A 14386-nucleotide genomic window follows, 5' to 3' on the forward strand; every position below is an offset into this window, starting at 1 on the left:
TTGACTTCATGGCTCGCAACGAGCCGTACGACGCGCCGGAGAGGGCGCGATTCAGCGAGGTCAATGCCATGAAGTCCAATGTCTTTCCGCAGGCACTCCAGCCGGGCGGTTCGAATGTTCTCCGCACCCGCCAACACCGGCTGACGCTCTGCTGGTTCAGCAGCTTCGCGGCAGTATTTGCGGCAATGCTGCCTTTGCCGGCCCGTGCAGTGGACGGCTGCACCGTGCTGCTCTGCCTGGCAGCGCCCAGCTGGCGGTCGATCGAACAATGCGTGCCTCCGGTCCGGCAAGTGTTGCGCGACCTCGCGCGCGGCAAGCCGTTCCCGACATGCGCGATGGCCGGCGCAGGCAACACCGCCAGCCACACCTGGTCGGCAGCCCCGAATTTCTGCCCGCAGCAATACACCCGTGTTTATGACGGGCCCAACGGCGCTCTCTACACCTGCGACTACGACGGCGCCATCTCGGTGACGGTCGACGGCGTCCCGTTCGCACGGACCTGGTGGTCCATGAGCGGCGACTCCGTGACCGACTTCAGCCCCGCGGCCAAAGCCCAGCTCGGCACCTGGGACAAGCGCTTCGACGACGAGTTCGCCGCATGGCTGGCCAACCAGCCTGCCAGCGCCGCGCCGCAGTACTGAGCCGCCGCCATGGACACCGCAGCGTTCATGACGCTGGCGCTAGCCTGCGCGCCTGCCGTTCACATCGATACCGCGCGAGCGCTTGTCGACGTCGAAAGCTCTCTCAATCCGTGGGCCATCGGCGTGGTCGGCGGCGCTCTTGTACGCCAGCCCAGCCACCGTGCTGAAGCCCTCGCCACCGCTCGCGCCCTGCTGGCCAACGGCTGGGAGTTCAGCGTCGGCCTGGCTCAGATCAACGCCCGCAACTTCGACCGACTCGGTCTGACGCTAGAGACCGCGTTCGAGCCCTGCTCGAACCTGGCCGCGATGCAGGCCGTGCTCACCGAATGCCATGAGCGCGCCGGTGCATCCGCAGGCGACGAACAACGCGCGCTTCAGCGCGCCCTGTCCTGCTACTACAGCGGTGACTTTTCCACCGGTTTTCTGCACGGCTACGTGCAGCGAGTGATCAACGCGTCGACCACGGCCAGACGCCCGGCTTCCCCGCCCCAGGTCCTCAACCGAAACCCCAAGGAGAAGCCATGAAGCGCAATGCTCGTCCCTCGCGCGCCGTCCCGGCGCTGGCCCTTCAACTCGCACTGCTGTCCACGTCGCCCGCCTTCGCGGCCGGCTTCGACAAGATCAACGACACGGTGCTCAACGTCAACACCATCCTGGTGACGGTCTCCATCGCGGTCGTCACGATAGCGATCATCTGGGCCGGCTTCAAGATGATCTTCCAGGGCGCCCGCCTGGTCGACGTGTCGAACATCCTCATCGGCGGGACGCTGATCGGCGGCGCCGGCGCGATGGCCACCTACATCGTCAGCTGAACGCACGGGACCAGGCCATGCAAAGCGAAGCGATCTACAAGGGCGCCACGCGTCCGGCCATGAAGATGGGCATCCCGCTCGTCCCGCTTGTGGTCCTGTTCGGCGGCAGCATGCTCCTCGTCATGTGGGGCGGCGCGCTGGTCAGCTGGTGGATCGCGCTCGTCGTCGTGCTGGCCATCGGTCCCACCCTCTTCTGGATGCGTCACGTCACCGCCAAGGATGACCAGCGCTTCCACCAACTGTTCGTGGCGCTGAAGCTGCGCCTGCACGACCGCAACCACGGCCTGTGGCATGCGCGCAGCTACTCGCCCACACTCTACCGAGGAACCAGCGATGCTTGGCATGTCTGATCGCCGCTCGGGCCCACGCTGGTTCGACAAGCACATCGCGCGGCCCCGCCACTGGGCGCTGGCTCGGACCGAGAACCCGCTGGCCGCCTTCGTGCCGTTCTCGTCCCTGCTCAGCCCCCACGACGTCATCACGCGTGGCGGCGACTACCTGCGCGTCTGGCGCCTGGACGGCGTACCGTTCGAGACCGCCGACGAGCCCCACGTCGCGGAACGTCACGAGGCGCTGTGCAGCCTGCTGCGCAACCTGGCCGGCGGCCAGTGGGCCGTCTGGATGCATCGCCTGCATCGCAACGTCTCCGACGGCCTCGACGACCCGCAAGAACCCGGCTTCGCGCAGGACCTCTCGCGAGCCTACCAGGCCAAGCTGGGGAAGCAGCAGATGATGAGCAATGAGCTCTACCTGACGCTGGTCTACCGGCCCAACGTGTCCCGCGTGAGCCGCGCGCTGCAACCACGAAAGCGCACCAGGGAGGCCATCGCCGACATCCAGGCAGACGCGCTTCGCGTCATGGAGGAACGCTCTGCCCTCGTCGACCGCGTGCTGCGCGGCTTCGGGCCGCGACTGCTCGGCGAACGCGTGCACAACGGTCGCAACTACTCCGAGGTGGCCGAGTTCCTTGGCTACTTGGTCAACGGCATCTGGCGGCCCGTGCCGGCGGCCGCCGGTCCGCTGTACCGCACCCTGCCCACGACCCGCCTGTCCTTCGGCGGCGACAAGCTGGAGCTGCGCCACGGCGACGGCCGGCGCTGCGCCGCACTGGTCGACATCAAGGAATACGCCGACGCGGTGGAGCCCGGCGTGCTGGATGCCCTGCTCTACGAAGCCAGCGAGTTCATCGAGACACAGAGCTTCTCGATCCTGCCCCGCCGCGAGGCCATGCGCGCGCTCGAGCTGCAGCGCGACCAGCTGATTGCCAGCGACGATGTCGTCGCCACCCAGATCGCTGACATGGACACCGCGCTGAATGACCTGGGTGACGGCCAGTTCTGCATGGGCGAGTACCACTACTCGCTGGTCGTGTTCGGGCAGGACGCCGCCGACGCCGGTAGGCGTGCCGGCCGCGCCATCGGCGCCGTGGGAGAAGCCTCCAGCCTGCAAATGGCGCCGGTGGACCTCGTCGCCGATGCCGCCTGGTTCGCACAGATGCCAGGCAACTGGCAATGGCGCCCGCGCGACGCCAAACTGTCGTCCAGGGCTTTCGCGGCGCTGGCCAGCGCTCACAACTTCGCCACCGGCAAGCGCGACGGCAATCCGTGGGGCCAGGCCCTTGCGCTGCTGCGCACGCCGTCTGGCCAACCGTACTACCTGAACCTGCACGCCAGCCCCGAAGGAGAGGACTCCGCCGACCTGAAACTGCCGGGCAACACGCTGCTGATCGGCTCGACCGGTGTTGGCAAGACTACGCTGGAGATGTTCCTGCTGACGCTGACGCGCAAGTGGGATCCCATGCCGCGCCTCGTCCTCTTCGATCTGGACCGTGGCTGCGAAATTGCAGTCCGCGCACTCGGGGGCACCTACTTCGCGCTGGAAGCCGGCAGGCCGACAGGCTGCAACCCGCTGCAATGGGAGCCGACGCCGGCCCGCATCCAGTTCTGGGAGCAGTGGGTCAGGACCCTGCTCGCCTCAGCGCCCATGCCGCTGATGCCGGCGGACCAGCACGCCATCGTGCATGCCGTCCGGGCGGTCGCGTTGATGCCAGCGCCGTTGCGCCGGCTTTCGACGGTCCGCCAGAACCTGCCTAAGGCCGGCGAAAACAGCCTCTACGAACGCCTCGGCCGCTGGTGCGAAGCCGGCGCGCTGGGCTGGGTCTTCGACCAGGCCGATGATCATCTCCAGAACCTGTGTGACGCGCGCATCATCGGCTTCGACACGACGGAGTTCCTCGACCTCCCCGAGGTCCGCACGCCGGTCATGATGTATCTGCTCCAGGTTATGGGAGAGCTGGTCAACGGCGAACGGCTGATCTATGTGATCTCCGAGTTCTGGAAGGCACTCGACCACGAGGTCTTCAGCGAGTTCGCCAAGCAGAAGCAGAAGACCATCCGCAAGCAGAATGGCCTCGGGATCTTCGACACGCAGAGCCCCTCCGACGTCCTGCGCCATCCAATCGGCCGCACGATGGTCGAGCAGAGCGTGACCAAGATCTTCCTGGCCAACCCGGAGGCGGTACGCGACGAGTATGTGGACGGCTTCGGCCTCAGTGAATCCGAGTTCGAGATCGTCCGCAGCCTAGCCTCGCAAGGCGGCAGGCGCTTCCTGGTCAAGCAGGGCCACGCCAGCGCAATCTGCGAGTTGGATCTGTCCGGCCTGGAGGAGTTCATCACCGTGCTCTCGGCGACCACCGACAACGTGGCGCTGCTCGACGACATCCGTGCCCAGCACGGCGACGCCCCTAACGAGTGGCTTCCCGTTCTGCTCCGCGAGGTTCAGCATCGCAGGCTCCACACCCTCAGGAGAGTCGCATGAGCCATGTCGCCAACATCCTTGCCGTCGCCACGCTCGTCTATGCGTCAGCGGCACAGGCGCAGTTCGTCAAAGGCAATGAAGCCGTTCAGCTGCTGCCCGATGGCAAGAAGGTCGTCGAGACGCCGCCGCTGCCAAAGACCGGCCCAGCCAAAGACCTGAAGCCCTGCCGCGCAGACGGCGGCTGCCATCCTGGCCCATGGCGCATGGTCGAAACGCCGGATGGCCTGCTGGAGTGCACCGAGGTCTATGCAAGGCAGGGCAGCTGCCGCGCATCGACATATGGCACTGAGAAGCGCAGCCGGGTGTGGGTGGTGAAAGTGGGAGATACCTGGCTGCAGTGCCAGTTCCCTGACTTGAAGAGCAAGTGCGTGCCTGTCTTCGCTCGGCCGCCCGCGAACCTTCCTTACGACGCCGTGCAGTAGGAGTACCTCATGTTTGCCTGGGTCGGCTCGAAGCTGGACTTCATCCTCAACGGCTACGTCCTCGGGGTGGTCTCAGGCCTCACGGCCGCGCTCACGCCTGTCGCGCTGACGGTCATGACGCTTTGGATCTGCTTGTACGGCTGGGCGGTTGTCCGCAACGAGGTGTCGGAAACCATCCCGGCGTTTACCTGGAAGATATTCAAGATCGGCCTGGTGCTCGCGTTCGCGCTGCAGGGCGGCTTCTACATCGCCAACGTGTCCGACAGCGCCAACGCCCTGTCCATGGGTGTCGCATCGACCTTCCTGCCCGCCGGCGTTGATCCCAGCACCGTCACGACACCGTATCAGCTGCTGGACAAGTTCAACGACGAAGCAAGCTCCCAGACCGCTGAAATCATGAAGGAAGCCAGCATGTTCAGGCTCGACCTTCTGCTCGCTGCAGCCATCTTCTCTATCGGATCGGTGCTGTTCCTCTGCATGGCGCTTTTCGTTGTGACGCTTGCCAAGCTGCTGCTGACGTTTGTGATCGCTGTGGGACCGCTGTTCATCCTGTGCCTCGCCTGGCGTCCCACCGCACGCTTCTTCGACAGCTGGTTGTCGATGGTGCTGAACTCCGTAGTCCTCGCCTGGTTCGCGTTCTTCGCTCTGGGCCTCAGTGCGTATGTGGGCATGGGCATCTTCCAGGCGATCCGCGATGGTGGCGGCTTCCTGGGCGGCACATTCAACGTGCTCGGCGAGGCCACGCGCTACTGCGTGCTGATGATCCTGATGGCCATCATCTGCTTCCAGGCACCGAGCCTGGCCTCAGCCCTGACCGGCGGCGCCGCGGTGCAGCAGGGCGTACAGATGATCCAGAACGTCTTGATGGCGTCGTCCAACCTGCGGTCCGCAAGAAATGGCAGTGGCGGCGCGGCCGGGGCCGGTGGCGGAGTCGTCCGCGCCGGGGTCGGCATCCCCTACGCCACAGGTCGCGCGGCAGGTGCTGTGGCTACTGTGGCCGGCGGCATCGCAAGCACGGCCGCAACCGGTGCTGGCGCCCTCGCCCGGCATGGATATGGGGCGGTCAGAACCGCTGCCTACAAGCTTGCCGCCATGCGCGGCCGAAGCTAAACACAGCGTTGAAGGAGAAGCATCATGAACATCCGGACCAAGCTCGCCGCAGCACTACTCGCGGCTGCAGGGACAACCAGTTCCCACGCCAGCGGCATCCCGGTCATCGACATCGCCAACCTGGTCCAGACGATCCAGCAGGTGCTGAACGACATTACCGAGATCACCAACCAGGTTCAGCAGATCCAGCAGATGCAGGCGCAGCTGAGCAGCATCAACGGCGCCCGCAACCTGGGCAACGTCTTCAACAGCACAGGCCTGATGAACTACGTGCCGGCGAAGGCCTTCGAGCAGCTGGATGCCATTGACGCCTCCGGCTACGCCGGCCTAGGCACGACGGCGAAGAAGCTGCGCGACGCCACCATGGTCTACAACTGCCTGGACCTATCTGGCAGCGCCCGCACCCGCTGCCAGGCAGCGCTTGCCCAGCCCTACCAGCACAAAGGGTTGCTGCAGGACGCCATGACCCGGGCGTCCGGCCGGCTGAGCCAGATCCAGGCCCTGATGACCCAGATCAACGCCACGCCCGACCAGAAGTCGGTCCAGGAGATCCAGGCCCGCATTGGCGCCGAGAACGCCCTGCTGGCCCATGAGCTGTCGCAGGTGCAGATGCTGCAGGGCATGGCCGAAAGTGAAGAACGCATCGCGCGGTCACGCGACCGAGAGCGCCAGTACGAAACGCTGAACCGCACCGGCAAGGTCTCCGACTACCTGCACTGACGCCGGCCCCAGCCCAGAGAGGTCCCCCATGGATGCTGTCTCAACGACAGGCAGAGCCGCCGCATGGCCGTCTCACGCCACACCCTCGCGCGCCCATGACGACGGCGACAGACATTTCGCCAACAACGCCTGGGAAATCGACCGAGCCGAAATGCTCGATCGCTCGGAGCGTCGCGCGTGGCGAGTCGCCATAGCCGCCATCACGCTCGCGGCACTGGGCGTCGGAGCCGTATTCGTCCAAGGCCCGCTGCGCAGCACCGTCGAGATCCCCATCGTCGTCGACAAGACAACGGGAGAGACGACGGTGCAGCAGCGGCTTAGCGTCGACACCATCCCCACCAACGAGGCGCTGGACAAGCACTACGTCGCCGTCTTCGTGCGAGCCCGGGAAGGCTACAACTGGTCGTTCCTGCAGCGTGACTTCGACCAAGTCTCGCGAATGTCGGTCCCCGCCGTCTTCGACGCCTACAACCGCCAGTTCGAAGGCCAGGACGCGCTGCACAAGAAGTTGGCCGAATCCACGGCCTGGCGCATCAACGTCGTCACCGTTCGGCTCGATGTCGCCAGGCGCACTGGCAACCACGGCCAGGCGACCGTCACCTACGAGAAGGTCGTCCACCAAGCCGAACGCAACGTGCCGGACGTCAAGACCCGCCACGTCGCGAGCATCGTCTACGAGTACCAGCCCAAGGCGCTCGCCAAGGAGCGGGACCGTCTAGAGAACCCGCTCGGGTTCGTTGTCACCGCCTACCGCTCGGACCCCGAGATCAACACAACACCTGCGGAGGTCAAGCCATGAAGCGCCTGCTCCCCGCGATGGTCGCCCAACTCCTCGCCCTGGCATCGACAACGGCAGGCGCATCCCCCAGCGGCGACCCGCGTCTCCGCGAGGTCGACTACGACCCTCACGGCGTCGTGACAGTACCTGTGAAACGCGGCGTGGTGACCCTGGTCGTGCTGGGCGCCGACGAGGCCATCTCGGAAGTCGGTGCGGGCCTCGGCTCGGACTGCGCGAAGCCCGAGGCAGCCTGGTGCGTGGCCGCACAGCCCGACGGCAGGACGCTGTTCGTCAAGCCCAAGAGCAGGGCGAGCGCCGCCAACAACCTGGCAGTGGTGACCGACCGGCGCGTGCACAACCTGCGCTTCGTGGTCCTTGCAGACGGCGACTCGACGCAGCCTGTCTACCGACTGGTCATCTCCCCGCCACCGGCGCCCACGGCGGCCAGAGTCCTACGTCAGCCATCGGCGGCTCTCCCTTTGCTGCCGTTGGCTCCGCTGCCGCCGCCGCCAGAGCAGATTGTCGCGGAACGCCTACAGGCGAGGCCCTCGGTGATGAACACCCAGTACTCGATGGCCGAGGGCCGCGGGTCCGACGACATCGTCCCGGATCTCGTGTTCGATGACGGCCGCTTCACCTACATGCGCTTCCCGGGCAACCGGGAGGTGCCGGCTGTCTTTCACGTCCTGGGGGACGGCACCGAGGCGCTGGTCAATGCCCGTATGGAGAGCGACCTGCTGGTCGTCGATCGCGTCAGCCGCCGACTCATGCTGCGCGCCGGAAGCGCCGTGGTCGGGCTCTGGAACGAGGCGTTCGATGTCGACGGTATTCCACCCGCCATGGGTACGACCGTTCCGGGGGTGCAGCGCGTCCTCAAGGCCGATCAAGCCGTACCACCCCAGGGTTCAAAGGGAGCAACACCATGAACGCGGATCGCCACACGAATGCCCCAGGCCCCGAACCAGAAAGACTGCCGCAGCACGGCGCCGGCATCTCCCCGTTGCCTGGAGAGCTCGGTCTTCCCGATGTCGCCGCGCCGCGCATTACCGCAATCTCAAAGAAGGGTTTGCTGGCCGTGGTCCTGCTGGTCGGCAGCCTCGTCGCCGTGTCAGCAGTGGGCATCCAACGGTTCTCGGCCAGCGCCAGGCACGCCAAGGGGGAAGACAACAAGAAGGTCGGCGACCGGCCGGCCGCGGCGACCGCAGAGCCACGCAAGCTGGAGCTGGCTTCGCTCTCTGCCTCGGCAGCGCCACCATCGACCCAGATCAAGGTTCCAGCGCTTGCCGCCATGGACGACGCCGTAGCGGAGCCCATCGGTGTGCGGCGGACAGGGAGCAACTCAGAGTCCGGCGCCAGCACCAAGGTGCCCTCGCCAGAAGACGCGCCGGTGCTGCTGGTGAGCTCGCGCCCCGGGTCTTCCAAGTCAGGCACCCAGTCAACCCGAAGCACACCGGACTCCGGCGTGGAGCCAAATGACATCGACAGTGATCCACACGATCCGCTCGCAGCGACATCGAAGAACCTTCAGGCCTACCAGCGCCAGTTGCAGGTCCTGCTGAACAACTTGACCAAGACGACGGAAGCGGCGACGGGCGGCGTCTCATCGACCACGCCACCAGCTCTCCTGTCAAGCCTGTCGATGCCCCCTACTCAGGCAGGTGCAGCCGGCGGACTCCTGGGAGGTGCGCTGCCGGGTTCGTCGACACCCAACGTCGCCGCACGGATGCTCGCCAACCGCAGTCTGACGCTGCCCAAGGGCGCCGCCTTCACCTCCGGTTCCAAGGGGCAGAGCACGCGCAGCTGCAGCGGTTTGAAGCCGCGATCGGTAGTGAAGCGCTCCGACCAGTACTCGATGTGGTCGATGGCCTGGCGCGTGGCGGTGTACAGCATCAGGAACACCTCGTAGTGGGACGGATCCACCACGCCCCCGTCGTGCAGGCGCTGGTAGATCTTGGGCAGCTTGCCTTTGAAGCTGCGCGAGGCCGCGTCATACCTTATGTAGGTGTTGCCGCTGCCGGAGAAATCGTCGAGCAGCCAGATGAGGTTGAAACGCGGATCCGTGCAGGAGAACTTGGCCTTGGCGAGCGCGCCCTTCAAGTCCTTGAGCATGTCCGCAGCCTTCTCTTCCCCCAGCTCGTAGGCCTGCCAGATCTGCTCATTGCCAATCTCGCCGTCGCTTGCACGGCGAAGTTCGTTGGTCCGTGCGCCGTCGCTCAGGCCGAGGTACAACGAGGTCAGCCGCAACTGCTCGAAGCGCTCATGTCGGGCAATCTGCTGCACCCGAAACGACGGGATGTCGAATTCCTCCGACACCAGCCGCATGCGCTCCTGGACGATCCAGTCCTGGTATGCCGTGCGTACCAGGTGCGACAGCTCTGCGTCCGAAATAAACACCAGGTGGTCCAGCACCAAGCGCAGCGCCGTGCGCCGGTCCGTCGGCTCAAACTGACGCAGCCACAGCGCCAGGCTCTCGATGAAGCGTCGACCCGGACCAAAGCGCTGGTAGTGGTCGTACTTGAAGTCCGCCAGCAGCTGCAGGTTGGGCAAGACTTCAGGCACCGCGTCCAGGTCCTCCCATCCCATGACCTTTGCCAGCAGCTTGGCGGCATTCTGGTCATGCATCGTGGGCTCTCCCGTGGCCGTCGTTCAGGGGCAGTTCGACACGCACCAGTCCATTTTTCGCGGTCATGTGTTCAAGGTACCAGAGCGTCGCATCCACATCCCGCTTCTCGGTCGGGGCGAGCTTCCAGCCGCGATCCAGGCGTCGAGATGGCAAGTCCACACTGAGCGAATACCTGTGCTCCAGCAGCGCCGCATCGTTCCCGGGCCAGGCCCCTTGGTCGCCCATTGTGAGGATCTGGTACGGATCGACGCTGTCCTGCTGGATGATGGCGGCCACCAGTGCCGATTTGCTGACGCCGCGCGCGAGGATGAACGTCTGCGCAGCCCGCCGCATCTCGCCGTGATCCCGTCGGGAAGGCCAGTGCGCACCGAGCACCTCATACTTGGCGCTTTCCTCCGCAGGCGCGTCCGAACTGGGCAGGGGAATCAACTCCCCCACCTGGGTGTAGTGGATCGCGCGGCCATAGGTCGGCACGTTCGGGCGACCCGGATCCTTGCCCATCAGTCGGCCAACGGCGGCCACCATGTGCATCTGCGCCACGAGGCCAGCGATCAAGTGAACCGGTTCGGAGCCGCCCAGCGCCATGTCAAACGTGGGGATTCCTTCTGGGAATTGGGACCGCATGCCCACCCACAGCTTCGCGAGCGTCGGTTCGATGAGCGCGAGAATCGCGCAGTCATCGGGTCGCTGCGCGAGCCAGAGGTGCCGGCCATGTGCATACGAGCGCAAGTCGGCAAGTTGGACATGGAGCAACGCGCCTTCCGACAGCTTCGACTCGAGGTCCGTCGCGATCGGCTTGAGCAGCGGCGAATACACGACCGTGAGTGCGCCCCGTCGCACCGCCTCTGCGAGGAAAGGCTGCGCGTCTTTAAGCCACTGCGCTATGCCGCGTTCGCCGATCTGCAGAGCAGAGATGGACGCGGGCATGGGGTTTGGCCGCCCATTGAGCTCCGCATACGCCCGCGCCACGAGCACGGCGTCCAGCAGCAGGCTGTTCGTTGCCAGGTACCCATCCTTCTTCGTCAGCTCGAACACGTACGGTTTGACCCCCGGCAACTTCCCGACGTGGGTCATCAGCTTGCTGTCCTGCCGGTTCGTCAGCACGTGCACCGGACGCGAGCTGAAACGCCTTGATCGCTCAAGCGCCTCAACGATGTCCGGGTTGTTGCCCTCTGCGGACACGAGGAACACAGGGCTGGACGACGCCAGAGCGGGGCTGCAGATGATCTCCAGCGGCGTCGAGGGACGAGACACACGTCCGGTGTAGGTTTCGTGCAGGCCGCACAAAAGAGAAGCCACCGTGAACGATCCCCCTGAGCCCACACCGATCAGGCTGCATTCGGCTGCGCTGGCGATGGCCAGCTTGAGCGACTCGATGTCAGCCGCGCAGGCCGCCGCATAGCTCTCCCCCAATTGGGTCAGTTCATCTTCGTAGTGGTTGGGAGCTGGCGCAGGTGCATTCATAGCGCGATCAGGCAGCAACAACCGTGCGCGCCGACTTTGTTTTGGCCTTAGTGCGCGCCTTCGAGCCAGCGCGCGCCGGCTTGGCCGTGGCGACAGCGGCCTCCTTCACATAGGCAGCTCGCAATTCCATAAGCATGACGCCCAGCATGTTTTCCCCTTTGCCGTCGACCTCGCCCCACAAGCGGTTCACTGCATTGTTGACAGTTCCCACTTCCACCAGCCTCGCCTCCCCGGTGGAAAGCAGGAGCTGGCGCAGATCTTCGTGCTGGTCGAACTTGGCGCGCAGCACGCGCCGCATGCGGTCGAACTTAGTTTGAGCCCAGTCAGGGGCGACGTCCCAGACATAGAGCCCATGCGCCGCCATGGCAGCCAGCGCCGGTGTCGGTGCACTCAGGATCCAATCCCTCACCGCCGGCTTGCGCGCCTTACCCGCCTGGTAGGCATGCTCGGAGGTCGGATAGACCAGGCCTTCGAAGCTCACAGGCCGCCGAAATAGGTTGCTGAAAGGGCCGTAGGGTTTCTCGTTCGCACGGTAGAACTGGATGTCCTGAACGCTACCAGCCGCGTTGCGATGGGGGTGGGGTGACTTCTTCGAAGGTCGGGCACACGCCGTCGTCGGCGTCTTGGTCATGGGTTGGGTTCCTCGGCGAGATGTTCTGGGTGCGGCCCAAGCGTGCGGCAGTGCTCCAGAATGAACACTTCCAGCGAACTGATTAGGCAACGAGCTTCCCGTTCACTGGCGCCATCTGGCTCGGCCTCGATCTCCGGGTCACCGGATCACCGCACACAGCCAGCGGAGCCAACTACTGATCTACAGCGGCGACCACCGAGACCGGGGTCAGAACGGGAACTCCAGCCGCCAATGTACTTCACCACACCGCAAGCAAGCCGCGGTCCCTCTCCGAACACACTTCGGCCATGCGTCTTGCACCTGGACCCGCGCGGCACAATGTTCTCCTGAAATCGCGCCAGAGACGTCTCTTCGCTAGGATACTTCACGACCCAGCCCCGGCTACCGCCCGCCGCCACGCCTGCGGCACGGAGCCGTCAGCACGGACGCAGGACGAGCGCGCCGCACAGTAAAGGTGGTTGAAGAGGCGTTCCGTGTTTACGGTCACATCTCTTTTGCGTTTATCAACCGTCGCCCCACCGCGTCTTTCATGTCCGGTCTCAGCGATTCATTGCGATCCGGCTCCGGACGGCGCGAGCCGCACAACATTGGCCGACGACTCCGCGCAGGAGTTGTTCAGCAAGGTCTGCAAGAGATGTGGCTGTACCCGCATCTCGCGAGCCACCGCAGCTTCGGGCACGCCGAAGTGCTCCCGCATCACCTTCAAGCTCTCGACAACGACTTCAGGTTCCTCATTCGGGACCAAGTGATCCTCTGACTCACGCAGCGCTTCGCCGTGCCGGTTCAGGCCGACGTAGCCCGCTCGAGCCTGATCCTCGGTGAACAGCCCAAGCTGACGCGCCCGAAAGATGATCGCAGCCTTGGAGGCACCCCAGCGAAGCTTCAACTCCGACAGGCCGGCCCAGTTCAGGCGCGAGCTTCGAAGGGCCAGACGGCACTCGGTGGCGAACGTGCTGCGCGGCAGAAGCAGCGCACTCGCGAAACGATTGGCCTGCGTCTCGGTGAGCCGATCGCCCGTCAGAACGCCGATGTGCAGCGAAAAATGACCCAGCTCGTGAGCGATGCCGAAACGCTCACGGCAGGCTGAGCGGCCATCGCCATTCAAGGCGATCAGAGGGCGCTTGGTAGCGAACGAGATCGCATCGATCTCGGGGGCCAGACCGCGCACACGCATCACGACTGCGCCCGCGTTCTCGGCGATCCGCGTCACGCTGCTCAACGGACCCATGCCCAGGCCGAACAGTGACCGGAAGATCTCTGCTGCACGCTCGATGGCCTCGCTCGTCTCCGCGTCCGCCTCCTTCACCTGGTACGACGGCAACTCGACGTGCTCATCGAGCACGCCGATCAAGCGCTTGAGCATCTCCCCGCGGGCGCGGGCGACCTGGCGCAACGCAACCTTGGTCGTGAGCTGCCGGCGGAAATGGCACTGCTCATCGGCGATCGGATTGGTATCGACGCAATGGAAGAAGTCGGGCAACACCTGCAGCTCCTGAGCCAGGCTGGCTTGGAGTTGCGCCGAGGCCGCTTCCGCCCCGGTTTCGATGCGGCTCAGAAACTGCTTGGAGACGCCGACCTTTTCGCCCAGGTCCGTGAGCGACAGGTCGTGGAACAAACGGGCCAGTCGCAGATTGCTCCCAATGAACCCGGTACTCATCGAACGGCTTCTGCGGCCGCGTCGCCTTCGTCGCGGCGCTTGGGCGCGATCTGCGGCTTGCCGACGGGTACCGTCGGCGCCAGGGGCTGCTCGCCTTCAACCCGCAGAACACGTACGGCATCGGAGACCCAGCGGCACGCGACCTCGCCCGTGGGCGTGAATCCCAGGAACTCGACGCGCGGCTCAGCGGCGCCGTCGTGGCCGCGATCGATGATGAAGCAGAACCGGCCGGGCTCGCCCGGGCTGACGAACTCGAGGAAATCCGCTTGGTAGCGATTCGCCGTCAGCACCGCATCCTTGGACGGATTGGAAGGATCGTCGTTGCTGAACCGGCACGGCACACCACCGATCGAGAGGACGACGTCGTTGTTGCCGTTGGGCAGGCCAAGCCAGGAATGCTTGCCGGATGCCGCTTCGGCCACGATGCGGCTGCGCTGCCGGCCAAACGTGGTGCAACCTCGCGTGTAGCCGTTGTCGGTCGTGCGCGACAGGTCGTCCTCCGTCGCGTAGAGCTCATCCAGCAACCACGACGCCACCTCCTGGAGGCGGTCCGAGGAAAGGGCGGGATTGAAGACGGCAGGCAGCGGCAGGGTCATTTGTGCAAATTCGAAGAATCGTCAACGGCAGTTTGGTGCGAATTTTCTCGTTCGTCAACCTCACCTAACCCGACCGACCCGGCACCAAAGCAAAATGTCAGAAACGACGATAAAA

General features: G+C 65.1%; 15 protein-coding genes. 10 read left to right on the forward strand and 5 right to left on the reverse strand.

Annotated elements, in window-relative coordinates:
- Nucleotides 1-8: 8 nt before the first annotated feature.
- The 10 genes from NYP07_RS09640 to NYP07_RS09685 are packed head-to-tail and all read left to right on the forward strand — an operon-like array spanning nucleotide 9 to nucleotide 8226.
- A complete protein-coding gene (locus NYP07_RS09640) occupies nucleotides 9-641 on the forward strand; it encodes a hypothetical protein (RefSeq protein ID WP_268149772.1) in 633 nt (210 codons plus the stop codon).
- Between the two features lie 9 nt (nucleotides 642-650).
- Nucleotides 651-1166, forward strand: a complete 516-nt coding sequence (locus tag NYP07_RS09645; RefSeq protein WP_268149774.1) for a lytic transglycosylase domain-containing protein — start codon at nucleotides 651-653, stop codon at nucleotides 1164-1166.
- On the forward strand, nucleotides 1163-1453 hold the full coding sequence (locus NYP07_RS09650; protein ID WP_268149776.1) for a TrbC/VirB2 family protein: 291 nt from the start codon (nucleotides 1163-1165) through the stop codon (nucleotides 1451-1453). Before NYP07_RS09645 ends, NYP07_RS09650 begins: the two co-directional genes overlap by 4 nt.
- 17 nt (nucleotides 1454-1470) lie before the next feature.
- Entirely contained in the window at nucleotides 1471-1803 is a 333-nt protein-coding gene (locus NYP07_RS09655; RefSeq protein WP_268149778.1) for a VirB3 family type IV secretion system protein, read from the forward strand.
- Nucleotides 1787-4270: a VirB4 family type IV secretion/conjugal transfer ATPase gene (locus tag NYP07_RS09660; protein ID WP_378989995.1), complete on the forward strand. Its 2484-nt coding sequence runs from the start codon at nucleotides 1787-1789 to the stop codon at nucleotides 4268-4270. Before NYP07_RS09655 ends, NYP07_RS09660 begins: the two co-directional genes overlap by 17 nt.
- Complete coding sequence (locus NYP07_RS09665; protein ID WP_268149781.1) at nucleotides 4267-4692, forward strand: hypothetical protein; 426 nt, start codon at nucleotides 4267-4269, stop codon at nucleotides 4690-4692. The genes NYP07_RS09660 and NYP07_RS09665 overlap by 4 nt, the downstream gene beginning before the upstream one ends.
- Nucleotides 4693-4701: 9 nt before the next feature.
- Nucleotides 4702-5802 (forward strand): TrbL/VirB6 family protein, encoded by a 1101-nt coding sequence (locus tag NYP07_RS09670; RefSeq protein ID WP_268149783.1) that lies wholly within the window; start codon nucleotides 4702-4704, stop codon nucleotides 5800-5802.
- A 24-nt stretch (nucleotides 5803-5826) separates the two neighbouring features.
- Complete coding sequence (locus NYP07_RS09675) at nucleotides 5827-6522, forward strand: TrbJ/VirB5 family protein (protein WP_268149785.1); 696 nt, start codon at nucleotides 5827-5829, stop codon at nucleotides 6520-6522.
- A gap of 28 nt (nucleotides 6523-6550) precedes the next feature.
- Nucleotides 6551-7321, forward strand: a complete 771-nt coding sequence (locus NYP07_RS09680; RefSeq protein ID WP_268149787.1) for a VirB8 family type IV secretion system protein — start codon at nucleotides 6551-6553, stop codon at nucleotides 7319-7321.
- Nucleotides 7318-8226, forward strand: a complete 909-nt coding sequence (locus NYP07_RS09685; RefSeq protein WP_268149789.1) for a TrbG/VirB9 family P-type conjugative transfer protein — start codon at nucleotides 7318-7320, stop codon at nucleotides 8224-8226. Before NYP07_RS09680 ends, NYP07_RS09685 begins: the two co-directional genes overlap by 4 nt.
- Nucleotides 8227-8950: 724 nt before the next feature.
- On the opposite strand, the gene NYP07_RS09690 is transcribed toward NYP07_RS09685, so the two are convergent.
- From NYP07_RS09690 to NYP07_RS09710, 5 genes are all read right to left on the reverse strand, one after another.
- Nucleotides 8951-9922: a phosphoribosyltransferase-like protein gene (locus tag NYP07_RS09690; protein ID WP_268149791.1), complete on the reverse strand. Its 972-nt coding sequence runs from the start codon at nucleotides 9920-9922 to the stop codon at nucleotides 8951-8953.
- Nucleotides 9915-11387, reverse strand: a complete 1473-nt coding sequence (locus NYP07_RS09695) for a hypothetical protein (RefSeq protein ID WP_268149793.1) — start codon at nucleotides 11385-11387, stop codon at nucleotides 9915-9917. Before NYP07_RS09695 ends, NYP07_RS09690 begins: the two co-directional genes overlap by 8 nt.
- Nucleotides 11388-11394: 7 nt before the next feature.
- Nucleotides 11395-12018, reverse strand: coding sequence for an NADAR family protein (locus tag NYP07_RS09700; protein ID WP_268149795.1), 624 nt, complete (start codon nucleotides 12016-12018; stop codon nucleotides 11395-11397).
- 547 nt (nucleotides 12019-12565) lie between these two features.
- Nucleotides 12566-13675: a helix-turn-helix domain-containing protein gene (locus NYP07_RS09705; protein WP_268149797.1), complete on the reverse strand. Its 1110-nt coding sequence runs from the start codon at nucleotides 13673-13675 to the stop codon at nucleotides 12566-12568.
- Nucleotides 13672-14271: a hypothetical protein gene (locus tag NYP07_RS09710; protein ID WP_268149799.1), complete on the reverse strand. Its 600-nt coding sequence runs from the start codon at nucleotides 14269-14271 to the stop codon at nucleotides 13672-13674. The genes NYP07_RS09705 and NYP07_RS09710 overlap by 4 nt, the downstream gene beginning before the upstream one ends.
- Nucleotides 14272-14386 lie beyond the last annotated feature (115 nt).

The sequence above is a fragment of the Pelomonas aquatica genome, assembly GCF_026712205.1.
Taxonomy (GTDB): Bacteria; Pseudomonadota; Gammaproteobacteria; order Burkholderiales; family Burkholderiaceae_C; genus Pelomonas; species Pelomonas aquatica.

Coding starts and splice junctions, on each gene's coding strand:
- NYP07_RS09640 (WP_268149772.1), top strand. CDS start 9: ATGGCTCGCAACGAGCCGTACGACGCGCCGGAGAGGGCGCGATTCAGC.
- NYP07_RS09645 (WP_268149774.1), top strand. CDS start 651: ATGGACACCGCAGCGTTCATGACGCTGGCGCTAGCCTGCGCGCCTGCC.
- NYP07_RS09650 (WP_268149776.1), top strand. CDS start 1,163: ATGAAGCGCAATGCTCGTCCCTCGCGCGCCGTCCCGGCGCTGGCCCTT.
- NYP07_RS09655 (WP_268149778.1), top strand. CDS start 1,471: ATGCAAAGCGAAGCGATCTACAAGGGCGCCACGCGTCCGGCCATGAAG.
- NYP07_RS09660 (WP_378989995.1), top strand. CDS start 1,787: ATGCTTGGCATGTCTGATCGCCGCTCGGGCCCACGCTGGTTCGACAAG.
- NYP07_RS09665 (WP_268149781.1), top strand. CDS start 4,267: ATGAGCCATGTCGCCAACATCCTTGCCGTCGCCACGCTCGTCTATGCG.
- NYP07_RS09670 (WP_268149783.1), top strand. CDS start 4,702: ATGTTTGCCTGGGTCGGCTCGAAGCTGGACTTCATCCTCAACGGCTAC.
- NYP07_RS09675 (WP_268149785.1), top strand. CDS start 5,827: ATGAACATCCGGACCAAGCTCGCCGCAGCACTACTCGCGGCTGCAGGG.
- NYP07_RS09680 (WP_268149787.1), top strand. CDS start 6,551: ATGGATGCTGTCTCAACGACAGGCAGAGCCGCCGCATGGCCGTCTCAC.
- NYP07_RS09685 (WP_268149789.1), top strand. CDS start 7,318: ATGAAGCGCCTGCTCCCCGCGATGGTCGCCCAACTCCTCGCCCTGGCA.
- NYP07_RS09690 (WP_268149791.1), bottom strand. CDS start 9,922: ATGCATGACCAGAATGCCGCCAAGCTGCTGGCAAAGGTCATGGGATGG.
- NYP07_RS09695 (WP_268149793.1), bottom strand. CDS start 11,387: ATGAATGCACCTGCGCCAGCTCCCAACCACTACGAAGATGAACTGACC.
- NYP07_RS09700 (WP_268149795.1), bottom strand. CDS start 12,018: ATGACCAAGACGCCGACGACGGCGTGTGCCCGACCTTCGAAGAAGTCA.
- NYP07_RS09705 (WP_268149797.1), bottom strand. CDS start 13,675: ATGAGTACCGGGTTCATTGGGAGCAATCTGCGACTGGCCCGTTTGTTC.
- NYP07_RS09710 (WP_268149799.1), bottom strand. CDS start 14,271: ATGACCCTGCCGCTGCCTGCCGTCTTCAATCCCGCCCTTTCCTCGGAC.